We start from the raw sequence: 18,905 nt of genomic DNA, 5'->3' as shown, positions 1-18,905 counted from the left end.
GCCGGCGAGTTGTCTTCGATATTTGTCGAAGACAACTTGGAGGCAGCATGGACATCGGTCCGGTTGGCGTGTGGGGGCACGGTTCGTGGTCGGAGTTCGGTGACCCTTCGGCACTGGCGGAACTGGAACACCTCGGCTACGGCACGGCGTGGCTGGGCGGCTCACCGCCGGCCGACCTGTCCACGATCGAGCCGATCCTGGCCGCGTCCACCAGCCTGGTGGTGGCGACGGGGATCGTGAACGTCTGGGACGCCGACCCGACCGTGGCCGTCGGCGGCTACCACCGCGTGGCGGCGGCCTACCCCGACCGGTTGGTGCTGGGGATCGGGGCAGGCCACCGCCCGCTGGTGGGCGAGCGCTACACGAAGCCGTACGACAAGCTGGTGAGCTACCTGGACGTGCTGGACGAGGGTGGCGTTCCGGAGTCCGGTCGGGTGCTGGCCGCGCTGGGCCCGAAGGTGCTGCGCCTGGCCGGGGAACGCACGGCGGGCGCGCACCCGTACCTGACGACGCCGGAACACACGGCGCAGGCGAGGGAGATCCTGGGGCCCGACAAGCTGCTGGTGCCGGAGCAGAAGGTGGTCCTGTCCACGGACCCGGACGAGGCGCGAGCACTCGCCCGGGAGCGGCTGGAGATGTACTACCGCCTGCCGAACTACACCAACAACTGGCTGCGCCTCGGCTTCACCGAGGCCGACATAACCGACGGCGGCAGCGACCGACTGGTGGACGCCCTGGTCGCCTGGGGCGACGAGGAGGCCATCCGCGAACGCATCCAGGCCCACCGAGACGCGGGCGCCGACCAGGTGGCGATCCAGGTCCTGAACGAGAACCGGCTGCCGGTGCTCAGGGCCCTGTCGGCGGCGCTGGTCTGACCCCAGCCTGGGCGAGCGGTCTGTTCATGCGGCCGCTCGCCCAACGCGTTTGTCAGCTGAGCGATGTTTCGTGCTGGTGGGTCGGTTCCAAGTCGTGCCGGCTCGACTGCCCCGGGTCGGCCTGCAAGCTCGGCCGGCGTAAGCGACCGCTCACCCAGGTCGCCCTCAGACTCACCCCGCGATGAAGTCCCGTCCACCTTGAACGGCCCGCTCACCGAGCGGGCGGGGCCCGATCCCGCATCAGCGTTCGTCCGAGCCTGCCTGCGCGGCCCGCTCCAACCCCACCCGCCGCACGAGTGTCCCTTTCGCTCGCACTCACCGGGTGAAAGCTATCCACACCCCCCGTTGACCAGCCGTTTCGTCCGTCTCAGCCGGTACAATGGGACCGGGGCCGGCCCCCTGGGTTGGGTGGGGGACTGCCCACGCGACCACCTGCGTTCGCGTTGATCAAGAAAAAGTTGTCAGGCTGTCACCTCGACGCCGCGCCAGAAGGCGACGTGGTCCTTGATCTCGGCGGCCGCGTCCTTGGGGGTCGGGTAGTACCAGGCGGCGTCCGGGTTCTCGTCGCCGTTCACGCGGAGGGTGTAGTAGCTCGCCTCGCCCTTCCACGGGCAGGTCGAGCGGGTTTCGGACGGTGCGAGGAAGTCGGCGCGGACCGAGTCCGGTGGGAAGTACTCGTTGCCCTCGACGACCTTGGTGTCGTCACTCTGTGCGATTACCTCGCCGTTCCAGCGTGCAGTTGCCATGGGCTCCAGTGTGCTCCTTCTGAATCGGTCATCCTGCGTCCGAGCCGCGAGCGCCGCCTCGTAGGATCGGGCCGACGGCTCTGCCAGGCACGAGGAGGACGTACCGATGCCCATCGCCACCCCCGAGGTCTACGCGGAGATGCTGGACCGGGCCAAGGCGAACGAGTTCGCCTTCCCAGCCATCAACGTGACCTCTTCCGAGACGCTCAACGCCGCCCTGCGCGGCTTCGCCGAGGCCGAGAGCGACGGCATCGTCCAGGTCTCGACCGGCGGGGCCGAGTTCGCCTCCGGCACCAAGGTCAAGGACATGGTCACCGGTGCCACGGCACTCGCCGAGTACGCGCACGTGATCGCCGCGAAGTACCCGGTCAACATCGCCCTGCACACCGACCACTGCCCGAAGGACAAGCTCGACGGGTTCGTCCGGCCGCTGATCGCCATCTCGCAGGAGCGGGTCGCCGCGGGCAAGGAGCCGCTGTTCCAGTCGCACATGTGGGACGGCTCGGCCATCGACCTGGAGGAGAACCTGACCATCGCGGCCGAGCTGCTCGACGCGGCGGCCAAGGCGAAGATCATCCTCGAGGTCGAGATCGGCGTCGTCGGCGGCGAGGAGGACGGCGTCGCCCACGAGATCAACGAGAAGCTGTACACAGCGGAGGGCGACTTCATCAGGACGGTCGACGTGCTCGGCGCCGGCGAGCGCGGCCGCTACCTGCTGGCCGCCACGTTCGGCAACGTGCACGGCGTCTACAAGCCGGGCAACGTCAAGCTGCGTCCGGACGTGCTCAAGCGCGGCCAGGAGGTCGTCGCCGAGAAGCTGGGCCGGCCGGGCGAGAAGCCGTTCGAGCTGGTCTTCCACGGCGGCTCCGGCTCGCTGGTGGAGGAGATCCAGGAGGCCGTGTCGTACGGCGTCGTGAAGATGAACATCGACACGGACACCCAGTACGCGTTCACCCGTCCGGTGGTCGCGCACATGTTCAACAACTACGACGGCGTGCTGAAGATCGACGGCGAGGTCGGCAACAAGAAGGCCTACGACCCGCGCTCGTACCTGAAGGCGGCCGAGCAGGGCATGGCCGCACGCATCACCCAGGCGTGCGAGCAGCTGAGGTCGACCGGCCGAATGCTGGCGGGCTGAGCGCCATGACCTTGCAGGAGAACCTGTTCGGCGGTCCGCCGGCCACCCACCTGCCCGAGCGCCCCGAGGCGCAGGCGGCGATGGAGGGCGGTACGGAGCCGTCGAAGGTCGTCACCGAGTGGCCGGACTTCAGCGAGGGCTGGGCGGCGCTCGCCGAGCTGGCGCTGACGGAGAACAACCCGGTCGCCGCCTACGCCTACGCACGCACCGGCTACCACCGCGGGCTCGACCAGCTGCGCCGGGCTGGCTGGAAGGGCCACGGCCCCATCCCGTGGGCACACCGGCCCAACCAGGGCTTCCTCCGGGCGCTCGCCGCGCTGTCGCGGGCCGCGCAGGCGATCAACGACGTCGAGGAGTACGAGCGGTGCAGGCAGTTCCTCGCCGACTCCGACCCCGAGGCGCCCGCCCAGCTCGGCCTGGCCTGACGCCGTGACGGACCCCCTTCGAGACGGTCATCGCCTCGAAGGGGGTCCGCCGGGACGGGTCAGCAGGTCGCGAGCATGTCGGCTAGCGCGCCCTCCTCGGTCGAGTCGACCGTCAGCTCGTAGAGGTACTTCACGTGCGTGTAGGCCCGCGCGTACTCACACCACTCCGACTCCAGTGGCGGTTTCCACTCGTCCGGCGTCTGGTCGCTCTTCTCCTGGTTCACGTTGTCCGTGACCGCCCACAGCTGCGGCGAGTTCAGGTCGTTGGCGAACGCCTCACGCTCGGCCGTCGTCCAGCTCGACGCACCGGACCGCCACGCGACCGCGAGCGGGACCATGTGGTCGATGTCCACATCGGACGCCTGGGTCCAGGTGTCCCCGTCGTACGGACTGGTCCAGCTCCCGGACGTCGGCGCGCAGTCGCTGCCCGTCTCGACCCCGTCGCCGTCCCGCTGGAGCACCATCTCCCTTGTGTTGCAAGCACCTTCGACGCTGTGCCAGTGCGGGAACCGGTCCCGGTCGTAGCCGTCCATGGAGCCGTCCGGCGCTACCGTGAGCGCCGCCAGCTCGGTCCGAGCGGTACCCGCCGAAGGGATACCCGGTGGAGTCGCCTGAGCCGCACCGCCGAGCCCGATCACGGCCCCGGCGGCCAGCAACACCGCGCCGACAAAAGCTTTCCCCGACATCGTGCCCTCCTGAGTAGAGTGCATCGACGATGCGACACCGTTGGCCGGCAGGGCAATGACCTCGGCGAATTGCCGACTTTCGTTGTGGTCCAAAGGGATCAGCAGTGGTCCGGCAGGACTGTGAGCGCCGGGGCTCGCGCCTCAGTGGATCGCGCGCAGGTCCTCGGTGTGGCGGTACCACGTCCAGCGCGTCACGAGGCGGGAGTGCGTCACCCCGTCGTGCACCGGCGACGACCCGTCGATGCCGAACTGCACGGCGCGCCCCGAGAACACCGCCGGCCGGCGCAGACGGCCACGGACCACCCGCACCTCGACGCCCTCGGGTCCCGGCGTCACCTCGATCCGGCTGGCGTCGCCGCGCAGCGCGACCACGTCGTCGCAGTACACGGTGCCGCTGACCGACGTCAGCGCGCCGAGCCCGACGAGGACCCCGCCGGCGTCGTCCCGGATCAGCGGGAGCGGTCGGTCACCCGCCGTGAGTGCCAGGCCGGCCGAGTCCACCGGCAGCTTCCACACCTGGGCGACCACCGAGCGCTGATGATCCACCGGCACGAACCCGACGGGCACGTCCGCCACCCGATCGGTGCGCAGCAGCCTGAGTACGACGGCGGCCAGATCGGCGTCGGTGCCGTGCACCACGACCCGGTCGTACTCGTCGCCCTTCAGCAGCGGGTCGACATCGTTTCGGCTCGGTGTGGCAGGGATCTCGTGCGGCATCGATCCCGTGCTCGACGTCAGTTTTGACCAGTCACCACTGGTGACAGCCGTCCCACAACCGAGTATTAGTGCTACCACTGGCGGACTCCTGGTCTACGCTCAATCACCGGCATTTCGCCCAGCCCTATTCCATGACATCGGGGAGTCTCACATGCCGGCCATCGTGCTCATCGGCGCCCAGTGGGGTGACGAAGGTAAAGGCAAGGCGACAGACCTCCTGGGCGAGCAGGTCCAGTGGGTGGTGCGCTACCAGGGCGGCAACAACGCGGGTCACACGGTTGTGCTGCCGGATGGCCAAGACTTCGCGCTCCACCTGATTCCCTCGGGCATTCTGACGCCCGGCGTGACCAACGTGATCGGCAACGGCGTGGTGGTCGACCCCGGGGTGTTGCTGACTGAGCTGGCCGGTCTGGAGGAGCGGGACGTGGACACGTCCCGTCTGCTTATCTCCGCGGACGCGCACCTGATCATGCCCTACCACGTGGCCATCGACAAAGTCACCGAACGGTATCTCGGCAAGGCCAAGATCGGCACCACCGGCCGCGGTATCGGGCCCGCGTACCAGGACAAGGTCTCGCGGGTGGGCGTGCGGGTGCAGGACCTGCTCGACGAGAAAATCCTGCGCCAGAAGGTCGAGGCGGCCCTCGACGTCAAGAACCAGATCCTCGTCAAGGTCTACAACCGCAAGGCGCTCGACCCCGAGCAGGTCGTGGACTCGGTGCTGGAGTGCGGCGAGCGGTTCGCGCACCGCATCGCCGACACCCGGCTGCTGCTGAACCAGGCCCTGGAACGTGACGAGGCGGTGCTGCTGGAGGGCTCGCAGGGCACGCTGCTCGACGTCGACCACGGCACGTACCCGTTCGTCACGTCGTCGAACCCGACCGCGGGCGGCGCGGCGGCCGGTTCCGGCATCGGCCCGACCCGCATCACGACCGTGATCGGCATCCTCAAGGCGTACACCACACGCGTGGGCTCCGGGCCGTTCCCGACCGAGCTGCACGACGAGATGGGCGAGCGGCTGCGCAAGACCGGCGGCGAGTTCGGCGTGACCACCGGCCGGTCCCGCCGCACGGGCTGGTTCGACGCCGTGATCGCCCGCTACGCCGCGCGTGTCAACGGGATCACCGACTACTTCCTGACCAAGCTCGACGTGCTGTCCGGGCTGGACCGGGTGCCGATCTGCGTGGCGTACAAGGTGAACGGCGAGACCGTGCACGACATGCCGATGACCCAGACCGACGTCCACCACGCCGTGCCGGTGTACGAGGAGCTGCCCGGCTGGTGGGAGGACCTCTCCGAGTGCCGGACCTTCGAGGACCTGCCGGCGAACGCCAGGGCGTACGTGGACCGCCTCGAGGAGCTGTCGGGCGCGCGGTTCTCGGCCATCGGCGTGGGCCCCGGCCGCGACCAGACGATCGTGCGCCACTCGATGCTCGGCTGACGGACCCCCCTCGGGACATTGGGCGTCCCGAGGGGGTCCGTAAGCCTAGGCGGCGGCCAACTGCTCCTGTGCCACCGCGATGTCGGTGTTGTCGGTGAACAGGCCGTCGATGCCCGTGGCCTTGAACGTGGCGATCTCACCGAACAGGTCGCCGTACGCGTTCGGGTCCGCTGAGGAGCGGAAGTCCGCCGGCAGGAACGTGTTCTCCGCGCGGAACGTGTACGGGTGGACCTTCAGGCCCGCCCGGTGCGCGTCCCGGACCAGCGTCGTCGGCGCCGCAAGGAAGCCGGCGGCGTCGCGCGGGATGATCTGGTTCTTGTCCGGCCCGAGGCCCTCGGCGTACCTGGCGACGTCCTTCAGGCCCGTGGCCGAGGTGATGTCCGCGTAGGTCCGCGGGTCACCGGAGTCCACGAAGTCGAACGGCGCTCCCGACGCGGAGGTCAGCTGCACGAGGGGCACCCGCAGCACCCTGTGCAGCTGGATCAGGTTCGTGACCTCGAACGACTGCACGAACACCTTGGCGCTGGGGCGGTTCAGCCCGTTGCGGTTGAGCGCCGCCACGAGTCGCGGCTCCAGCGGCAGGCCCTGCTTGCGGAAGTACGTGGGGTGCTTGGTCTCCGGGTAGATGCCGATCTCCCGGTGCAGCTCGCGCGACAGCCGCCGCGACAGGTCGATGACCTCCTGGAACGTCGGGACCTGGTACTTCCCGTCGTAGATCGTGTTGCGCTGGCGGACGGCCGGGATGCGTTCCTTGGCACGCAACGTCTTCAGCTCGGCGAGCGTGAAGTCCTCGGTGAACCAGCCGGTGGTGGCCACACCGTCGAGCAGCTTGGTGGTCTTGCGGCCGGCGAACTCGGGGTGGGCCGCGACGTCGGTGGTGCCGCCGATCTCCGGCTCGTGCCGGGCGACCAGCACGCCGTCCCTGGTGACGACCAGGTCCGGCTCGATGTAGTCGGCGCCCATCCGGGCCGCGAGCTCGTAGGACGCGAGCGTGTGCTCCGGCCGGTACCCCGCGGCGCCGCGGTGCCCGACGACGGTGAAGTCGTCGTGTGCGGCGGTGGTCGTGGCCGGGCCGTGCTCGGCCGTCGCGGGAGCCGCGCCGACCAGGGCGAGCGCCGCCGTCGCCGTGACGGCCAGGCGCAGTAACTTCGAACTCACGGTCTCCTCCTCCGATCGAAGCCTCACGGCGCTGCCGCAAGGCCTGCGCATCGTTGCCCAGCTGAGGAAACTCCACCAGAGGAGAAGGTGACGAAGCGATTACGCATCCGATCATCTTGTCGGCGTGACCGGTAGGTTGCGGATGGTGACCAGGTCTACGGAAGACATGGACGCCGAGGTGGGTGTGGCCGGCACGGTCGGCGAGCACGACGAGGAACGCCCGGCGCGGCGGCTGACCGGCCGCTGGGACCGGTTCGTCTGGGCGGCGTCGATCGCGGTCGCCCTGCTCGTGCTCAAACAGGTCTTCTGGCCGTTCGCCACGGGCAACCAGTTCTACCTGGTGATCTTCCTGGCACTCACGCTGCCGCTGGTGTTCCTGTGCTACCGGATGCGTGGCACGGCCAAGGACCCCGACAACCCCGGCCCGCTCGACTGGGCGTTCGCGGTGATCGCGTTGCTGGTCGGTCTGTACCCGGTGCTGCCGGTCGGCGGCGACGGCTTCGCGGGCGGCTTCGACGCGTTCCTGGACCGGCAGGGGATCCTGTCCACACCGGACGTCATAGCGGGCGCGCTGCTGCTGGTCCTGGTCCTGGAGGCGACCAGGCGCACGACCGGTCTGGTGCTTCCGTTGGTGTGCCTGGCTTTTCTGGCGTACGCGTACTACGGCGGCTACCTGCCGCAGGACTGGGACATCGCGCACGCGGGCGTGGACTTCAGCCAGATCGTCAACGCGCTGTACAACGACCAGAGCGGGTTCTACGGCATCCCGCTGGACGTGGCCGCGACGTACATCGTGCTGTTCACGATCTACGGCGCGGTGCTGTCCGCGTCCGGTGCCGGCACGTTCTTCGTGGACCTGAGCTTCGCCACGTTCCGCAGGTCCCGCACCGCGCCCGGGCGCACGGCCGCGCTGTCGGGCTTCCTGCTCGGCACGGTGTCGGGCTCGGGCACGGCGACGACGGTGAGCCTCGGCGCGATCACGTGGCCGGTGCTGCGGCGTGCCGGCTACCCGCGCGAGAACGCGGGCGGACTCCTCGCCGCGTCGGGCATCGGCGCGATCCTGTCGCCGCCGACGCTGGGCGCGGCGGCGTTCATCATCGCGGAGTACCTGCAGGTCTCGTACCTGACCGTGCTGCTGTGGGCGATCATGCCGACGGTCCTGTACTACCTGGGCATCGCGTTCGCGGTGGAGGCCGACGCGCGGCGCTTCGGCGCGAAGCCGGTGGACCTGGACACCCCGCGGGTGTGGGAGCTGCTGAAGGGCGGCGGCTACCACTTCGTGTCGCTGGGGATCATCGTGGTGTTCCTGGCACTGGACATCCCGCCGTTCACCGCGGTGGTCTACGCGACGGGTGTGTCGGCGCTGTTCGCGCTGATCTCGCAACTGGTGGGCGGCGGGTCGCCGCTCGCCTGGGTGCGCCTGATCGCGGACTCGTTGGCGGAAGGCATCCGCGGCGCGCTCCCGGTGGTCGCGGTGTGCGCGGCGGCGGGGGTGATCACGTCGACGATCACGAAGACGGGGCTGGGCCAGGAGCTGGCGTCGACACTCGTGGACAAGGCACAGGCGCTGGCGTCGAACCCGACCATGGCCCTGGTGCTGACGGCCGTCTTCGCGGCGGTCGCGGTGAGCGTGCTGGGCCTTGCGGTGCCGGTGACCGCGTCGTTCATCATCGCGTGGGTGGTGCTTGGCCCGGCGCTGGCGGATCTGAACGTGGCGCCGCCCGAGGTCGCGATGTTCATCTTCTACTACGCGGTCCTGTCGGAGGTGACCCCGCCGACCGCCCTGGCCGCGGTGGCGGCGGCCGCGATCACCGGCGGTTCGGTGATGAGGACGATGTGGCAGACGTGGAAGTACACGCTGCCCGCGTTCCTGGTGCCGTTGGCGTTCGTGTTGACGGACAACGGTTCCGCGTTGCTGCTCCAGCAGGACGCGGTGACGGTGCTGTGGGTCGTCGTGGTGTCCGCGCTCGGCGTGGCGGCCCTGGCGGTCGTCACGGGCGGCTGGCTGTTCGGCCCGGCTCGGTGGCCGGAACGTGCCATGTGCGTGCCGGCGGCCCTGCTCTTGCTCTACCTGCAACCGCTGTCGATAGCGATCGGCGTCGGTTTCTTTGCGGTGGCGGTCGTCATCCACCTGATCGGCCGCAGGACCCCGAGAGAACAAGGAGCCCAATGATGCGAGCCATGCGGATCGCGTCCGCCGCGCTGGCGGTCGCCATGGTGGCGGCGGCGTGCGGGGGGAAACAGGCGAGCAACGCGTCGAACGAGTCGTCGGGCGGCTGCGAGGCGTCCAGCGGCAGAATCACGATCGCGACCGGGAACACGGGCGGGGTGTACTACACGCTCGGCGGCGGCCTGGCGCAGCTGATCAGCGACAACACCCCACTGAAGGCGACGGCGGCGGAGACCGGGGCGTCGGTGCAGAACATCCAGCAGCTGGTGGCGGGTGACTACGACGTGGCGTTCGCGCTGGCCGACACGGCGGCGGACGCGGTGGAGGGCAAGGCGTCGTTCGACGGAAAGCGCCAGGACGTCGAGGCACTGGCCCGCATCTACCCGAACTACACGCAGGTGGTCGTGCGCGCGAACAGCGGCATCGACACGATGGCGGACATGAAGGGCAAGCGGATCTCCACGGGTTCCCCGAAGTCCGGCACGGAGGTGATCGCGAACCGCCTGCTGACGGCGGCGGGCCTGTCGGACACGGACATCTCGGCCCAACGCCTCGCCCTGCGCCCGACGGTGGACCAGATGAAGGCGGGGCAGATCGACGGGCTGATCTGGTCAGGCGGCCTGCCAACCCCCGAGCTGACCGACCTGACGACCTCGGTGGACGTGAAGTTCGTCGACGTGACGAACCTGCTGGACGACCTGAAGAAGGTCAACCCGGTCTACGAGAAGGGGACGATGCCGGCGGCCACGTACGGGTTGCCCAAGGACGTCCCGAGCATCGTGGTGCCGAACATGTTGCTGGTCCGCAAGGACTTCCCGAACAACAACGCGTGCGCCATCACCAAACTGATCTTCGACAAGAAGGACGAACTGGTGAAGGTCCACCAGGCGGCAAGAGCCCTCGACCGGGTGAAAGCCACGGACACCGCCCCCGTGAAACTCCACCCGGGCGCCGCCCAAGCCCTGGCCGCGAAGTAGGAAAAGGCTGGTCAGGCCGGGTGTCGGGCCAGCCATCCACAACCGCCCCAGTTATCCACAGTCAAGATCAAGATCCCCCCTCCCGTCACCCCCACCCGGTAGACTGGCAAGCGGGGTGGCCCCCGGGATCGGGTGGGGGCTGCCTACGTAACCACAAGAGGTCCACAAAGCTGAAATTTCTTCGGCGATGGTCGGTTTCCTGACGGGCAACGGGCTTTCCGGCGGGACGGCGTGGTTCGCGAGACCAAGAACCGGTGTCGGTATCGCATGGGTTCGAGCACGTCTCGGCCCTGGCGCTGCCCCGGCCGGCCGTCCCATCTACGCTGTTTGCTCGTGCGTGTACTGGTGATTGGGTCCGGTGCGCGTGAGCACGCGCTGGTGCTCGCGCTGTCTCACGACCCCACGGTGACGGCGCTGGCGTGCGCCCCCGGCAACGCGGGCACGGCGGCCGTCGCCGAGTCCTACGGTGTCGACGTCGCCGACCCCGCGGCCATCGCCGCGCGGGCCACGGAGTGGGACGCCGATCTGGTCGTCGTCGGCCCGGAGGTGCCGCTGGTAGCGGGTGCCGCCGACGCCGTGCGCGCGGCCGGCATCGCGTGCTTCGGCCCGTCCACCGAGGCGGCCCGCATCGAGGGCTCGAAGGCGTTCGCCAAGGAGGTCATGGCCGCCGCCGGCGTGCCGACCGCCCAGAGCGAGATCGTCGACAACCCGGCCAAGCTGGACGCGGCCCTGGCCCACTTCGGCCCCACCTGGGTCGTCAAGGACGACGGCCTGGCCGCGGGCAAGGGTGTCCTGGTCACGAGCGACCGAGCGGCGGCTCGCACCCACGCCATGACCCTCCTGGACGGCGGCCACCCCGTGCTGCTGGAGTCGTTCCTGGACGGCCCCGAGGCGTCCCTGTTCTGCGTGGTCGACGGCACGACGGTCGTCCCACTGGTGCCCGCGCAGGACTTCAAGCGCGTCGGCGACGACGACGCCGGCCCGAACACGGGCGGCATGGGCGCGTACGCCCCGCTGCCATGGGCACCACCCGGCATGGTCAAGGACGTGCTGGCGAAGATCATCCAACCGGTGGTCGACGAGCTGGCGGCGCGGGGCACCCCGTTCTCCGGCCTCCTGTACGCGGGCCTGGCACTGACGAGCGACGGCCCGCAGGTGATCGAGTTCAACTGCCGCTTCGGCGACCCGGAGACGCAGGTTGTCCTGCCCCTGCTCCGCACCCCCATAGCCGGCCTACTGAACGCCGCCGCGACGGGCACCCTGGCGGCATACCCACCCCTGGAGTGGAGCGACGGTTACGCGGTGACGGTGGTGGTCGCCGCCGAGGGCTACCCCGCACGAGCCCGCGCGGGCGACGTGATCACCGGCGCCGAGGCCCACGCCGTCCTCCACGCGGGCACCCGCCGCCGCGACGACGGCGCGATCGTGTCCGCTGGTGGTCGCGTCCTGTCGGTGGTGGGCACGGGCGAGACCCTGACGGAGGCCCGCGAGGACGCGTACCGGCGAGTGGACGAGGTCCACCTGGCGGGCTCGCACCACCGGACGGACATCGCGGCACGCGCGGCCAAGGGCGAGGTCACCGCTCCGTAACGGGTTCAGCCAATCAGCGGAACCGGTAGTGCCACTTCTTCGTCAAAGTTCAGGTGAGTCCTGCGCGGCATTGGTAACCTGCGGAAAGAGACCGGCCCGTCACGAAGAGTGGGGAGCGACGAGATGTACCTCGCCGGCGACATAGCCAGCGGCGTCGATACCGCCTTCACCAAGCTCAACAAGGCGACTGCGGCCATCACGTCCGGCACCTTCACAGTGACAAGGGACAACGTCCTGGCCGCCGGCCGCATCGTCGAGTCCCAGGCTGACGCCCTCCAGAAGGTGTGGCAAGAACGCAGACACGACCTTCGTATCCAGCCGCCGGGCACTGACGACGTGAGCATCCGTATGGCGAAGGCATGGAACGAGGTCCTCGTCGACAACGACGACTCCTACGACACGCGGATCAGGGAATACGTCCTGGGCCTGAAGAAGCTGGCAGTCCAGTTGGGTGACGCAGCCAAGACCTATGGCTACACCGAGGACCAGATCGCCACGGCTTTTGGGAAAAAGGGTGCGTAGGAAGTCGATCCTGCTCCCCGTGGTCGCGGCTGTGGCCCTTGTGGCGGGATGCACGGTCAGCCAGGCTGGCAGCGCGACCTCCGACTCTTCCACGGCCGGTGGCGGTTCGACTTCGACCGGCAATCCGAGCACTTCCTCGGTGGACGTCCCGCCTCCACCTCGGGACCTCTCACTCGACGGCATCGACCCGTGCACGCTGTTCACGACAGCCCAGCGATCGGATCTGCAGATCAACGAGGTCACCCCCGATGACGGCGGCGATGCCGGGACGATCTACAAGGACATGAAGAACTGCACTCTCGACAAGGATGCCGAGGAGCCATTCATCAGCTACAGCGTGATCGCTGTCACGAACGTCGACGTGGCGTGGTGGATCAATGAACCACACAACGCCGACGTCAAGTTGATCTCTGTCGGCGGCTATCCGGCGGCCCAGTTCCACCTCCTGGGTGGCGGAAAGCACGAATGCGCCATCGCGGTCGGCGTAGCGAAGAACCAGCATCTGCATGTCGAGATGGAACCGATCAGCGACGACATCACCGGGGATGCCATCTGCCAGGGTGGCAAGGAAGCGGCCGAGATGGCGCTGCAGACACTGCAGACCATGAGGTAAGGAAGTAGCTATGGCCGGGGACCACGGACTCAGTAACCTGCGTTTCGACGGATACGACAACCACGCGCTCGCCGAGCAGGTGACCGGGCTGCGTAACGGACCTGGCCCTTCCACGCTCTACAGCGCGGTCACGGCGTTGATGAAGCTCTCCGACGGCCTTTCCGACACGGATGCCGCGCTTCGTCAGCAACTCGCTGACATCGGCGTCACCTGGCAGGGTGAGGCGGCTGACGGTGGCACGTCTGCCACCAAGGACGCGAGCATCTACGCCGACCAGTCCCAGGGCCCGGTCGACAACTCCGCCAAGGGTGTCGACTCCCAGGGCGCCGCTTTCTCCACCGGCAAGAACAATGCCCCGGACGCGGGCTCGCTCAACGGCCCCACCGACGAGAACGGCTTCGACCAGTTCATGGGCTTCCTCGGTCACACGACCGACCACGCCCAACAGGTCAAGGACACGAACGCCTCCCGGCAGCAGGCCGTCGACGCCATGAACGGCTACCAGTCCAGCAGTTCCGACGCCCTCGGCAGGTCCCAGGCGCTCCCCGTCCCGCCCGGCATGAACCTCAACGCCCAGCCCGTCGACACCAGCACGCACATGTCCTCCGTCGGCACTTTCAACCCGGGTGGCAACTTCAACCCCGCCGGTGGCGCGCCGGGCGGGTCGACCGGCTTCGTTCCCGGAGCACCGGGTGGTGGCGGCACCAGCCCCATCCCCACCCCCGGCGGCAATCCGCCCGTCGGCACCGGACCCATCACCGGCGGCGGCCCGCTCCCCAGCGCCCCCTCCTTCCCGAACACCGCCGCTCCTTTCCCGGCCGCGCTTCGCGCCGCGGCCAACCCCCTGCTCATGGCCGACGCCGCCACCGCCATCGGGACCGGTGGCGCCACGGGTGCCGGCGCGGGCGCAGAGGAGGAACGCCTCTCTCGTAACACGGCCAACCGCGGGCCGGTCAAGAACGGCACTCCCCTTGGTACCGCGCCGGAAGAGGAGGCCCGTGCCGCGCGCAACGCCGAGCGGTTCGGTGCCAAGAGCGGCCGGCCCGGCAGCTCGCTCATGCAGCCGGCGGCCGCCGGCCGGAAGGAAGAGGGCGAGGAGGACCTGGAGCACGTTCGCCGCTACGGTGTCGAGTCGAGCGACGTGTTCGACGACGAGCGGGTCGTCGCGCCGGAGTCCATCGGGGATGACGATGAGGGGTAGATGAGCAGGGGCAGCATCGTCCTCTCCAAGCTCGAGTTCGACGTGCTCTGGGAGTCCGAAGGGCTCCCGGCAAAACATGAGGCGCTCACGGTGCCGAGCCCGGGCCGCACCCACACCGAACGTCGCCAGCTGGTCCGCAAGGCGTTCGACGATCTCGAGGCGCGTGGGCTCGCCAAGCGCGACCGGGCCGTGCCCGAGCTCGTCGACCAGCTGAACCTGCTTGCCCACCACCAACTCTCCATCGACAGTTGGGTGTGGACCGACCACCGCATCTCCTCGCTCGCGGTCGTCGCGGGCCATACCGCGCTGCTCGCCGCCGTCGACGGGCCCGAGGTCTGGCTCATTCCCGCACGCGAGACCGCCATCGCCGACGCCGCCGTGTCGATCGCGGGGGACGTGGTCGCCGGGCCGGGGCTGTCGGTCAGCGTGCCGACCGACGTGCTCGTCGCCGCGGACGCCGAGGCTCGTGGTGACGTGCGGTTGCTCGCGGCCGAGCTGACCGGGCGGGGTGTCGCGGGCAAGGACGCGAAGACGATGGCCGACATGGTGCGCGACATGAACGTGCGCGGCCAGTTCGGCGTCACCCGCATGCAGCGCGACCAGCGGATGCTCCGCGCCGACCGGGTCGTCGCCTTCCACGACACGCCGAACGGGCGGTATGTCCATCTCGCCAGGGCGAACAACGACGGCCGCATGTGGAGCACCGTCACGCCGGCCGACGGACGCCGCCTCGCGAGCTGTGTCGAAGAGCTGATGGCCGAGGTCTGACCGGCATAAAGTTGAGGGAACCGCGGCTGGCTCGTGGCCGTCGGACGGGGTGCGAAGGGGTGGGACATGACGCAGTACAACATCGACGCCATCAACGGCCTCATCTCGAAGGCACAGGACTACAAGCCGAAGTTCGGCTCGGTCTCCGACTCGTTTCCCGACGGGGGCACGGCCACGACGTCGGCGAGCACGTTCGGCAAGCTGCCGAGTTCCGCGGGGCTGGCCTCCGCGCTCGACTCGCTCAACGACGTCATGCATGACGAGTTCGACGCCGCCGAGAACCGGTTGAACGGGGTGGCTGGCGCGCTCGACGCGGTACTGCGGACCGTCCAGAACGTCGAGGACGAGGGGCAGCACCGGTACGGGCAGGGGCAACCCCACTACGTGTAGGTCTAGGAGGGGACGACGGTGGGTTCGGCGGAGACGCTGGCGGGCTACGCGGGTGGCGGTGTCGTCGCCACGGCCGTGGCGAAGATCAAGGACGCGGACGCCTCGGCGGTCACCACGGCCGCGAGCAAGCTGTCCATGGCCGCGACGAACGTCTCGACGTACAGCGGCGAGGTGGCGGGCGCGGTCACCAAGCTCGACGCGGCGTGGGAGGGCACGTCCGCGGACGAGTTCGTCGGGTACATGAACAAGTTCAAGACCGCGGGCTCGGACGTCGGCACGGCCATGTCGAACGCCGCGACCGCGCTCACGAACGCCGCAGGCGCCATCACCGGCGCGCAGAGCTACATCTCGACCCGCTGCGACCAGGCGCTCACCGAGATCCGGACGTGGACCACCAACAACCCGAAGGCGTCGACGGCGGACTTCGACGCCATGACCACGCGGGTGTGCCAGAGCGCGGCCGGGGACATCGACAGCCACCTCCAGAGCACCGAGCAGACACTCAGCGCGTCGCTCGGGACGATCAACGCGAGCAAGTCACCGGCCACCAGGTTCTCCACGCTGCCACAGCCGAACACGCAGCCGTTCAGCCCGCAGTCGGGTCAGCCGGTCACGTGGAAGGAGACGCCGGAGGCGCAGACGGCCCCGGCGAACGCGAACGCGACCCAGACCCAGGAGCCGGTCCAGCAGACCGCCGCCCACTCCGGCGGCTCGTCACATGGCGGCGGCGGTGGGGGCGGTGGCGGCGGTTTCAGTGGCGGTGGCGGTGGCATGGGCTCGTCCGGTGGCCCGCCCGCGGGGGGCCCGCCTCCCGGGAACGTGCAGGAGTGGATCAAGCAAGCCATCGAGGAGCTGCGCAAGCAGGGCATCAACGTCAGCGAGGCGGACGCCCAGCGGATCTGGCAGATCATCCAGCACGAGTCGGGCGGCAACCCACACGCGATCAACAACTGGGACTCGAACGCCGCGAAGGGCACGCCGTCGAAGGGGTTGATGCAGTGCATCGACCCGACGTTCAACTCGTACAAGCTGCCGGGCCACGGCGACATCTGGAACCCGGTGGACAACATCTGCGCCGGCGTGAACTACGCGATCTCCAGGTACGGGTCGCTGGGCAACGTGCCCGGCATCAAGGCCACGGCCTCGGGCGGCTCGTACGTCGGGTACTGATTGGTTCGTCACGGGATTATCTGCTGACAGACCTATCGGCGTAACCTGGCCGACATGGATCTCTCGTTCCTGCTCTCCCACGCCAGTCACGTGTTGTCGACCGAGCTGACCGCGGAGCTGGCCGGCCTCGGGATCACGCCGCGGGCCAGCTGCGTGCTGTCCGCGGCGCAGGCCGGCGAGCGGACGCAGATCCAGCTGGCCGAGATCTGCGAACTGGACAAGACGACGATGGTCGTCACCATCGACGAGCTGGAGAAGGCCGGGCTGGTGGAACGCCAGACCTCGGCGACGGACCGCCGCGCGCGGATCATCGTGGTGACGGAGCTGGGCCGGAAGGTCCACGCCTCGGCGAAGGACGTGGTGTCCCGCGTGCACGAGGACGTTCTGGCGGCGCTGCCGGACGGTGAACGCGAGGGCTTCGTGGCCGGCCTGACCCGCCTGGTGGAGGGCCGCCTTTCCACACCGGTCGCCTGCCAACGCCCACCCCGCCGTCGCATGTGACCCACACGGCGCCGTCCCGCCTGCGCACCGCCGTGGTCAACGGGTCGCGGTTCATGCCGGTGCCGCCGCAAGAGACCGCCCGCGAGTACCGCCGCATCAGGTCAACGCGCGGCGAACCGCGCACCGGTCCGTGGCGCCGCGCGAATGGAGACTTTTTCGATGTCGTCCGCGCGAACGGTCCGTTCGTGCAGCTCGGGCCCCGTTTTTGTCGGTGCCTGCCGATAGTGTGGAACCAGGGGTCCCCCTTGCGGACGTGGGAGACGTGTGTCCTCAGATTCGTCTCGATGTAGGCAATCCCACACTGGATCGTCCGCTTCGGGACTATCTGCTACGGTCTCTCCTGTACTTGAACGCTCAGGAGGCGGCTCCACATGTCCCAGAACGAAAGGCGCGACTCCAGGTGGTTCGCGCTCGTCGTGTTGTGCGCCGGGATGTTGATGATCATTCTCGACGGCACCATCGTCAACGTCGCGCTGCCCGTCATCCAGGCTGACCTCGGCTTCTCCCAGTCGGGGCTTGCCTGGGTGGTCAACGCATACCTCATCCCCTTCGGCGGTCTCCTTCTCCTCGCCGGCCGGACCGGGGACCTCGTCGGTCGCAAGCGCATGTTTCTCGGCGGCATCGCGGTCTTCACCGCCGCCTCGCTGCTCTGCGGCCTCGCCACCACACAGGGACTGCTCATCGCCGCGCGGTTCGTCCAGGGGGTCGGTGGCGCGATGGCCGCCGCCGTCATTCTCGGCATGATCGTCACCATGTTTCCCGGCAGGGGGGAGCAGGCCAGGGCGATCGGCGTGTTCAGCTTCGTCGCGGCGGCCGGCGGTTCGATCGGCCTCCTCGCGGGCGGCGTGCTGACCGAGGCCATCAGCTGGCACTGGATCTTCTTCGTCAACGTGCCGATCGGCGTCCTCACCACCTTGCTGGCCGTCCGGAGGGTCCCCGGCGAGCAGGGCATCGGACTGAAGGAAGGCGCGGACGTCCTCGGCGCCCTCCTCGTCACCACCGGTCTCATGCTCGGCGTCTACACGATCGTCAAGGCCGCCGACTACGGCTGGGGCTCCGCCCACACGCTCCTCGTCGGCGCGGCGTCCGTGGCACTCCTCGCCGGCTTCGTCACCCGCCAGGCCACCAGCGCGAACCCGCTCCTGCCCCTGCGCATCCTCCGCAGCCGCAACGTCGCGGGCGCCAACCTCATCCAGGTCCTCCTGGTCGCCGGCATGTTCGGCATGTTCTTCCTCGGCGCCCTCTACCTGGAGAAGGTCCTGCACTACGACCCACTCCAGATCGGCCTCGGGTTCCTGCCCGTCGCCGTCGGCATCGGCGGGCTGTCGCTCGGTGTCTCCGCGCGGGTCAACGCCCGCTTCGGGGAACGGAACGTCCTGGTGGCGGCGCTCGTCCTCGTCACGGCCGGCCTTGTCCTGTTCACCCGCGCGCCCGTGGACGCCGGCTACCTCGCCGACGTCTTCCCCGCGGTCACGCTGTTGGGCATCGGCGCCGGCCTCGGCTTCCCCGCGATGATGACCCTCGCCATGTCCGACGCCACCAGGGACGACTCCGGCGTCGCGTCCGGCCTGGTCAACACCACCCAGCAGGTCGGTGGCGCGCTCGGGCTCGCCGTCCTCGCCACGGTGGCAACGGCTCACACCAACGGGCTGCTCGCCGAGGGCATCGGCCGGACCGAGGCGGTGACCAGCGGTTTCCACCTCGCGTTCGGCATCGCCGCCGGGCTCGTCGCCTTGGGGGTCGTACTCGCGGTCACCGTGTTGCGCCAACCGAAGGTCGCACAGGAGGAGGAGCTGGTGCCCGCGGCCGTGTAAGGG

At 69.2% G+C, this 18,905-nt stretch carries 19 protein-coding genes; 15 read left to right on the top strand and 4 right to left on the bottom strand.

Features of this window, described 5'->3' with window-relative positions; translation table 11 throughout:
- Window positions 1–47: 47 nt before the first annotated feature.
- Window positions 48–875: an LLM class F420-dependent oxidoreductase gene (locus VET29_RS13820; RefSeq protein WP_324919885.1), complete on the top strand. Its 828-nt coding sequence runs from the start codon at window positions 48–50 to the stop codon at window positions 873–875.
- 461 nt (window positions 876–1,336) lie between these two features.
- On the opposite strand, the gene VET29_RS13815 is transcribed toward VET29_RS13820, so the two are convergent.
- On the bottom strand, window positions 1,337–1,621 hold the full coding sequence (locus VET29_RS13815; protein ID WP_324919883.1) for a DUF427 domain-containing protein: 285 nt from the start codon (window positions 1,619–1,621) through the stop codon (window positions 1,337–1,339).
- Window positions 1,622–1,727: 106 nt separating this feature from the next.
- Here VET29_RS13815 and fbaA point away from each other — a divergent pair, with 106 nt between their 5' ends.
- Complete coding sequence (fbaA, locus tag VET29_RS13810) at window positions 1,728–2,759, top strand: class II fructose-bisphosphate aldolase (protein WP_324919881.1); 1,032 nt, start codon at window positions 1,728–1,730, stop codon at window positions 2,757–2,759.
- Between the two features lie 5 nt (window positions 2,760–2,764).
- A complete protein-coding gene (locus VET29_RS13805) occupies window positions 2,765–3,184 on the top strand; it encodes a DUF3151 domain-containing protein (protein WP_324919879.1) in 420 nt (139 codons plus the stop codon).
- Between the two features lie 59 nt (window positions 3,185–3,243).
- On the opposite strand, the gene VET29_RS13800 is transcribed toward VET29_RS13805, so the two are convergent.
- Together VET29_RS13800 and VET29_RS13795 are read right to left on the bottom strand one after the other, a co-directional pair.
- Window positions 3,244–3,870 carry a GmrSD restriction endonuclease domain-containing protein gene (locus VET29_RS13800; protein ID WP_324919877.1) on the bottom strand — a complete coding sequence of 209 codons (627 nt, stop codon included), beginning with the start codon at window positions 3,868–3,870 and terminating at the stop codon, window positions 3,244–3,246.
- A gap of 141 nt (window positions 3,871–4,011) precedes the next feature.
- Entirely contained in the window at window positions 4,012–4,587 is a 576-nt protein-coding gene (locus VET29_RS13795) for a hypothetical protein (protein WP_324919875.1), read from the bottom strand.
- A 151-nt stretch (window positions 4,588–4,738) separates the two neighbouring features.
- On the opposite strand from VET29_RS13795, the gene VET29_RS13790 reads away from it, so the two are divergent.
- The gene (locus VET29_RS13790) at window positions 4,739–6,028 is read left to right on the top strand and encodes an adenylosuccinate synthase (protein WP_324919873.1); all 1,290 of its coding nucleotides are present in this window, start codon (window positions 4,739–4,741) and stop codon (window positions 6,026–6,028) included.
- A 45-nt stretch (window positions 6,029–6,073) separates the two neighbouring features.
- On the opposite strand, the gene VET29_RS13785 is transcribed toward VET29_RS13790, so the two are convergent.
- Window positions 6,074–7,186 carry a glycerophosphodiester phosphodiesterase gene (locus VET29_RS13785; protein WP_324919871.1) on the bottom strand — a complete coding sequence of 371 codons (1,113 nt, stop codon included), beginning with the start codon at window positions 7,184–7,186 and terminating at the stop codon, window positions 6,074–6,076.
- A gap of 142 nt (window positions 7,187–7,328) precedes the next feature.
- Between VET29_RS13785 and VET29_RS13780 the strand changes: the two genes are divergently transcribed.
- The 11 genes from VET29_RS13780 (at window position 7,329) to VET29_RS13730 (ending at window position 18,902) form a co-directional block, all read left to right on the top strand.
- Window positions 7,329–9,359 carry a TRAP transporter permease gene (locus tag VET29_RS13780; RefSeq protein ID WP_414636496.1) on the top strand — a complete coding sequence of 677 codons (2,031 nt, stop codon included), beginning with the start codon at window positions 7,329–7,331 and terminating at the stop codon, window positions 9,357–9,359.
- A gap of 8 nt (window positions 9,360–9,367) precedes the next feature.
- A complete protein-coding gene (locus VET29_RS13775) occupies window positions 9,368–10,333 on the top strand; it encodes a TAXI family TRAP transporter solute-binding subunit (protein WP_324919869.1) in 966 nt (321 codons plus the stop codon).
- A gap of 333 nt (window positions 10,334–10,666) precedes the next feature.
- Entirely contained in the window at window positions 10,667–11,923 is a 1,257-nt protein-coding gene (purD, locus tag VET29_RS13770) for a phosphoribosylamine--glycine ligase (protein ID WP_324919867.1), read from the top strand.
- 123 nt (window positions 11,924–12,046) lie between these two features.
- Entirely contained in the window at window positions 12,047–12,445 is a 399-nt protein-coding gene (locus VET29_RS13765; RefSeq protein WP_324919865.1) for a hypothetical protein, read from the top strand.
- Between the two features lie 19 nt (window positions 12,446–12,464).
- A complete protein-coding gene (locus VET29_RS13760) occupies window positions 12,465–13,058 on the top strand; it encodes a DUF3558 domain-containing protein (RefSeq protein WP_324919863.1) in 594 nt (197 codons plus the stop codon).
- A 10-nt stretch (window positions 13,059–13,068) separates the two neighbouring features.
- Window positions 13,069–14,259 (top strand): PPE domain-containing protein, encoded by a 1,191-nt coding sequence (locus VET29_RS13755; RefSeq protein WP_324919861.1) that lies wholly within the window; start codon window positions 13,069–13,071, stop codon window positions 14,257–14,259.
- Entirely contained in the window at window positions 14,260–15,027 is a 768-nt protein-coding gene (locus VET29_RS13750; protein ID WP_324919859.1) for an ESX secretion-associated protein EspG, read from the top strand. It begins immediately after the preceding gene.
- A gap of 66 nt (window positions 15,028–15,093) precedes the next feature.
- On the top strand, window positions 15,094–15,417 hold the full coding sequence (locus VET29_RS13745) for a hypothetical protein (protein ID WP_324919857.1): 324 nt from the start codon (window positions 15,094–15,096) through the stop codon (window positions 15,415–15,417).
- An 18-nt stretch (window positions 15,418–15,435) separates the two neighbouring features.
- Window positions 15,436–16,587 (top strand): transglycosylase SLT domain-containing protein, encoded by a 1,152-nt coding sequence (locus tag VET29_RS13740; protein WP_324919855.1) that lies wholly within the window; start codon window positions 15,436–15,438, stop codon window positions 16,585–16,587.
- Between the two features lie 54 nt (window positions 16,588–16,641).
- Window positions 16,642–17,088 (top strand): MarR family winged helix-turn-helix transcriptional regulator, encoded by a 447-nt coding sequence (locus tag VET29_RS13735; protein WP_324919853.1) that lies wholly within the window; start codon window positions 16,642–16,644, stop codon window positions 17,086–17,088.
- A 371-nt stretch (window positions 17,089–17,459) separates the two neighbouring features.
- Entirely contained in the window at window positions 17,460–18,902 is a 1,443-nt protein-coding gene (locus VET29_RS13730; protein WP_324919851.1) for an MFS transporter, read from the top strand.
- The last annotated feature ends 3 nt before the right edge of the window (window positions 18,903–18,905 follow it).

This window comes from Actinophytocola sp., assembly GCF_035634895.1.
Lineage (GTDB): Bacteria > Actinomycetota > Actinomycetes > Mycobacteriales > Pseudonocardiaceae > Actinophytocola.
This window is presented reverse-complemented; position numbering and strand designations above follow the sequence as displayed.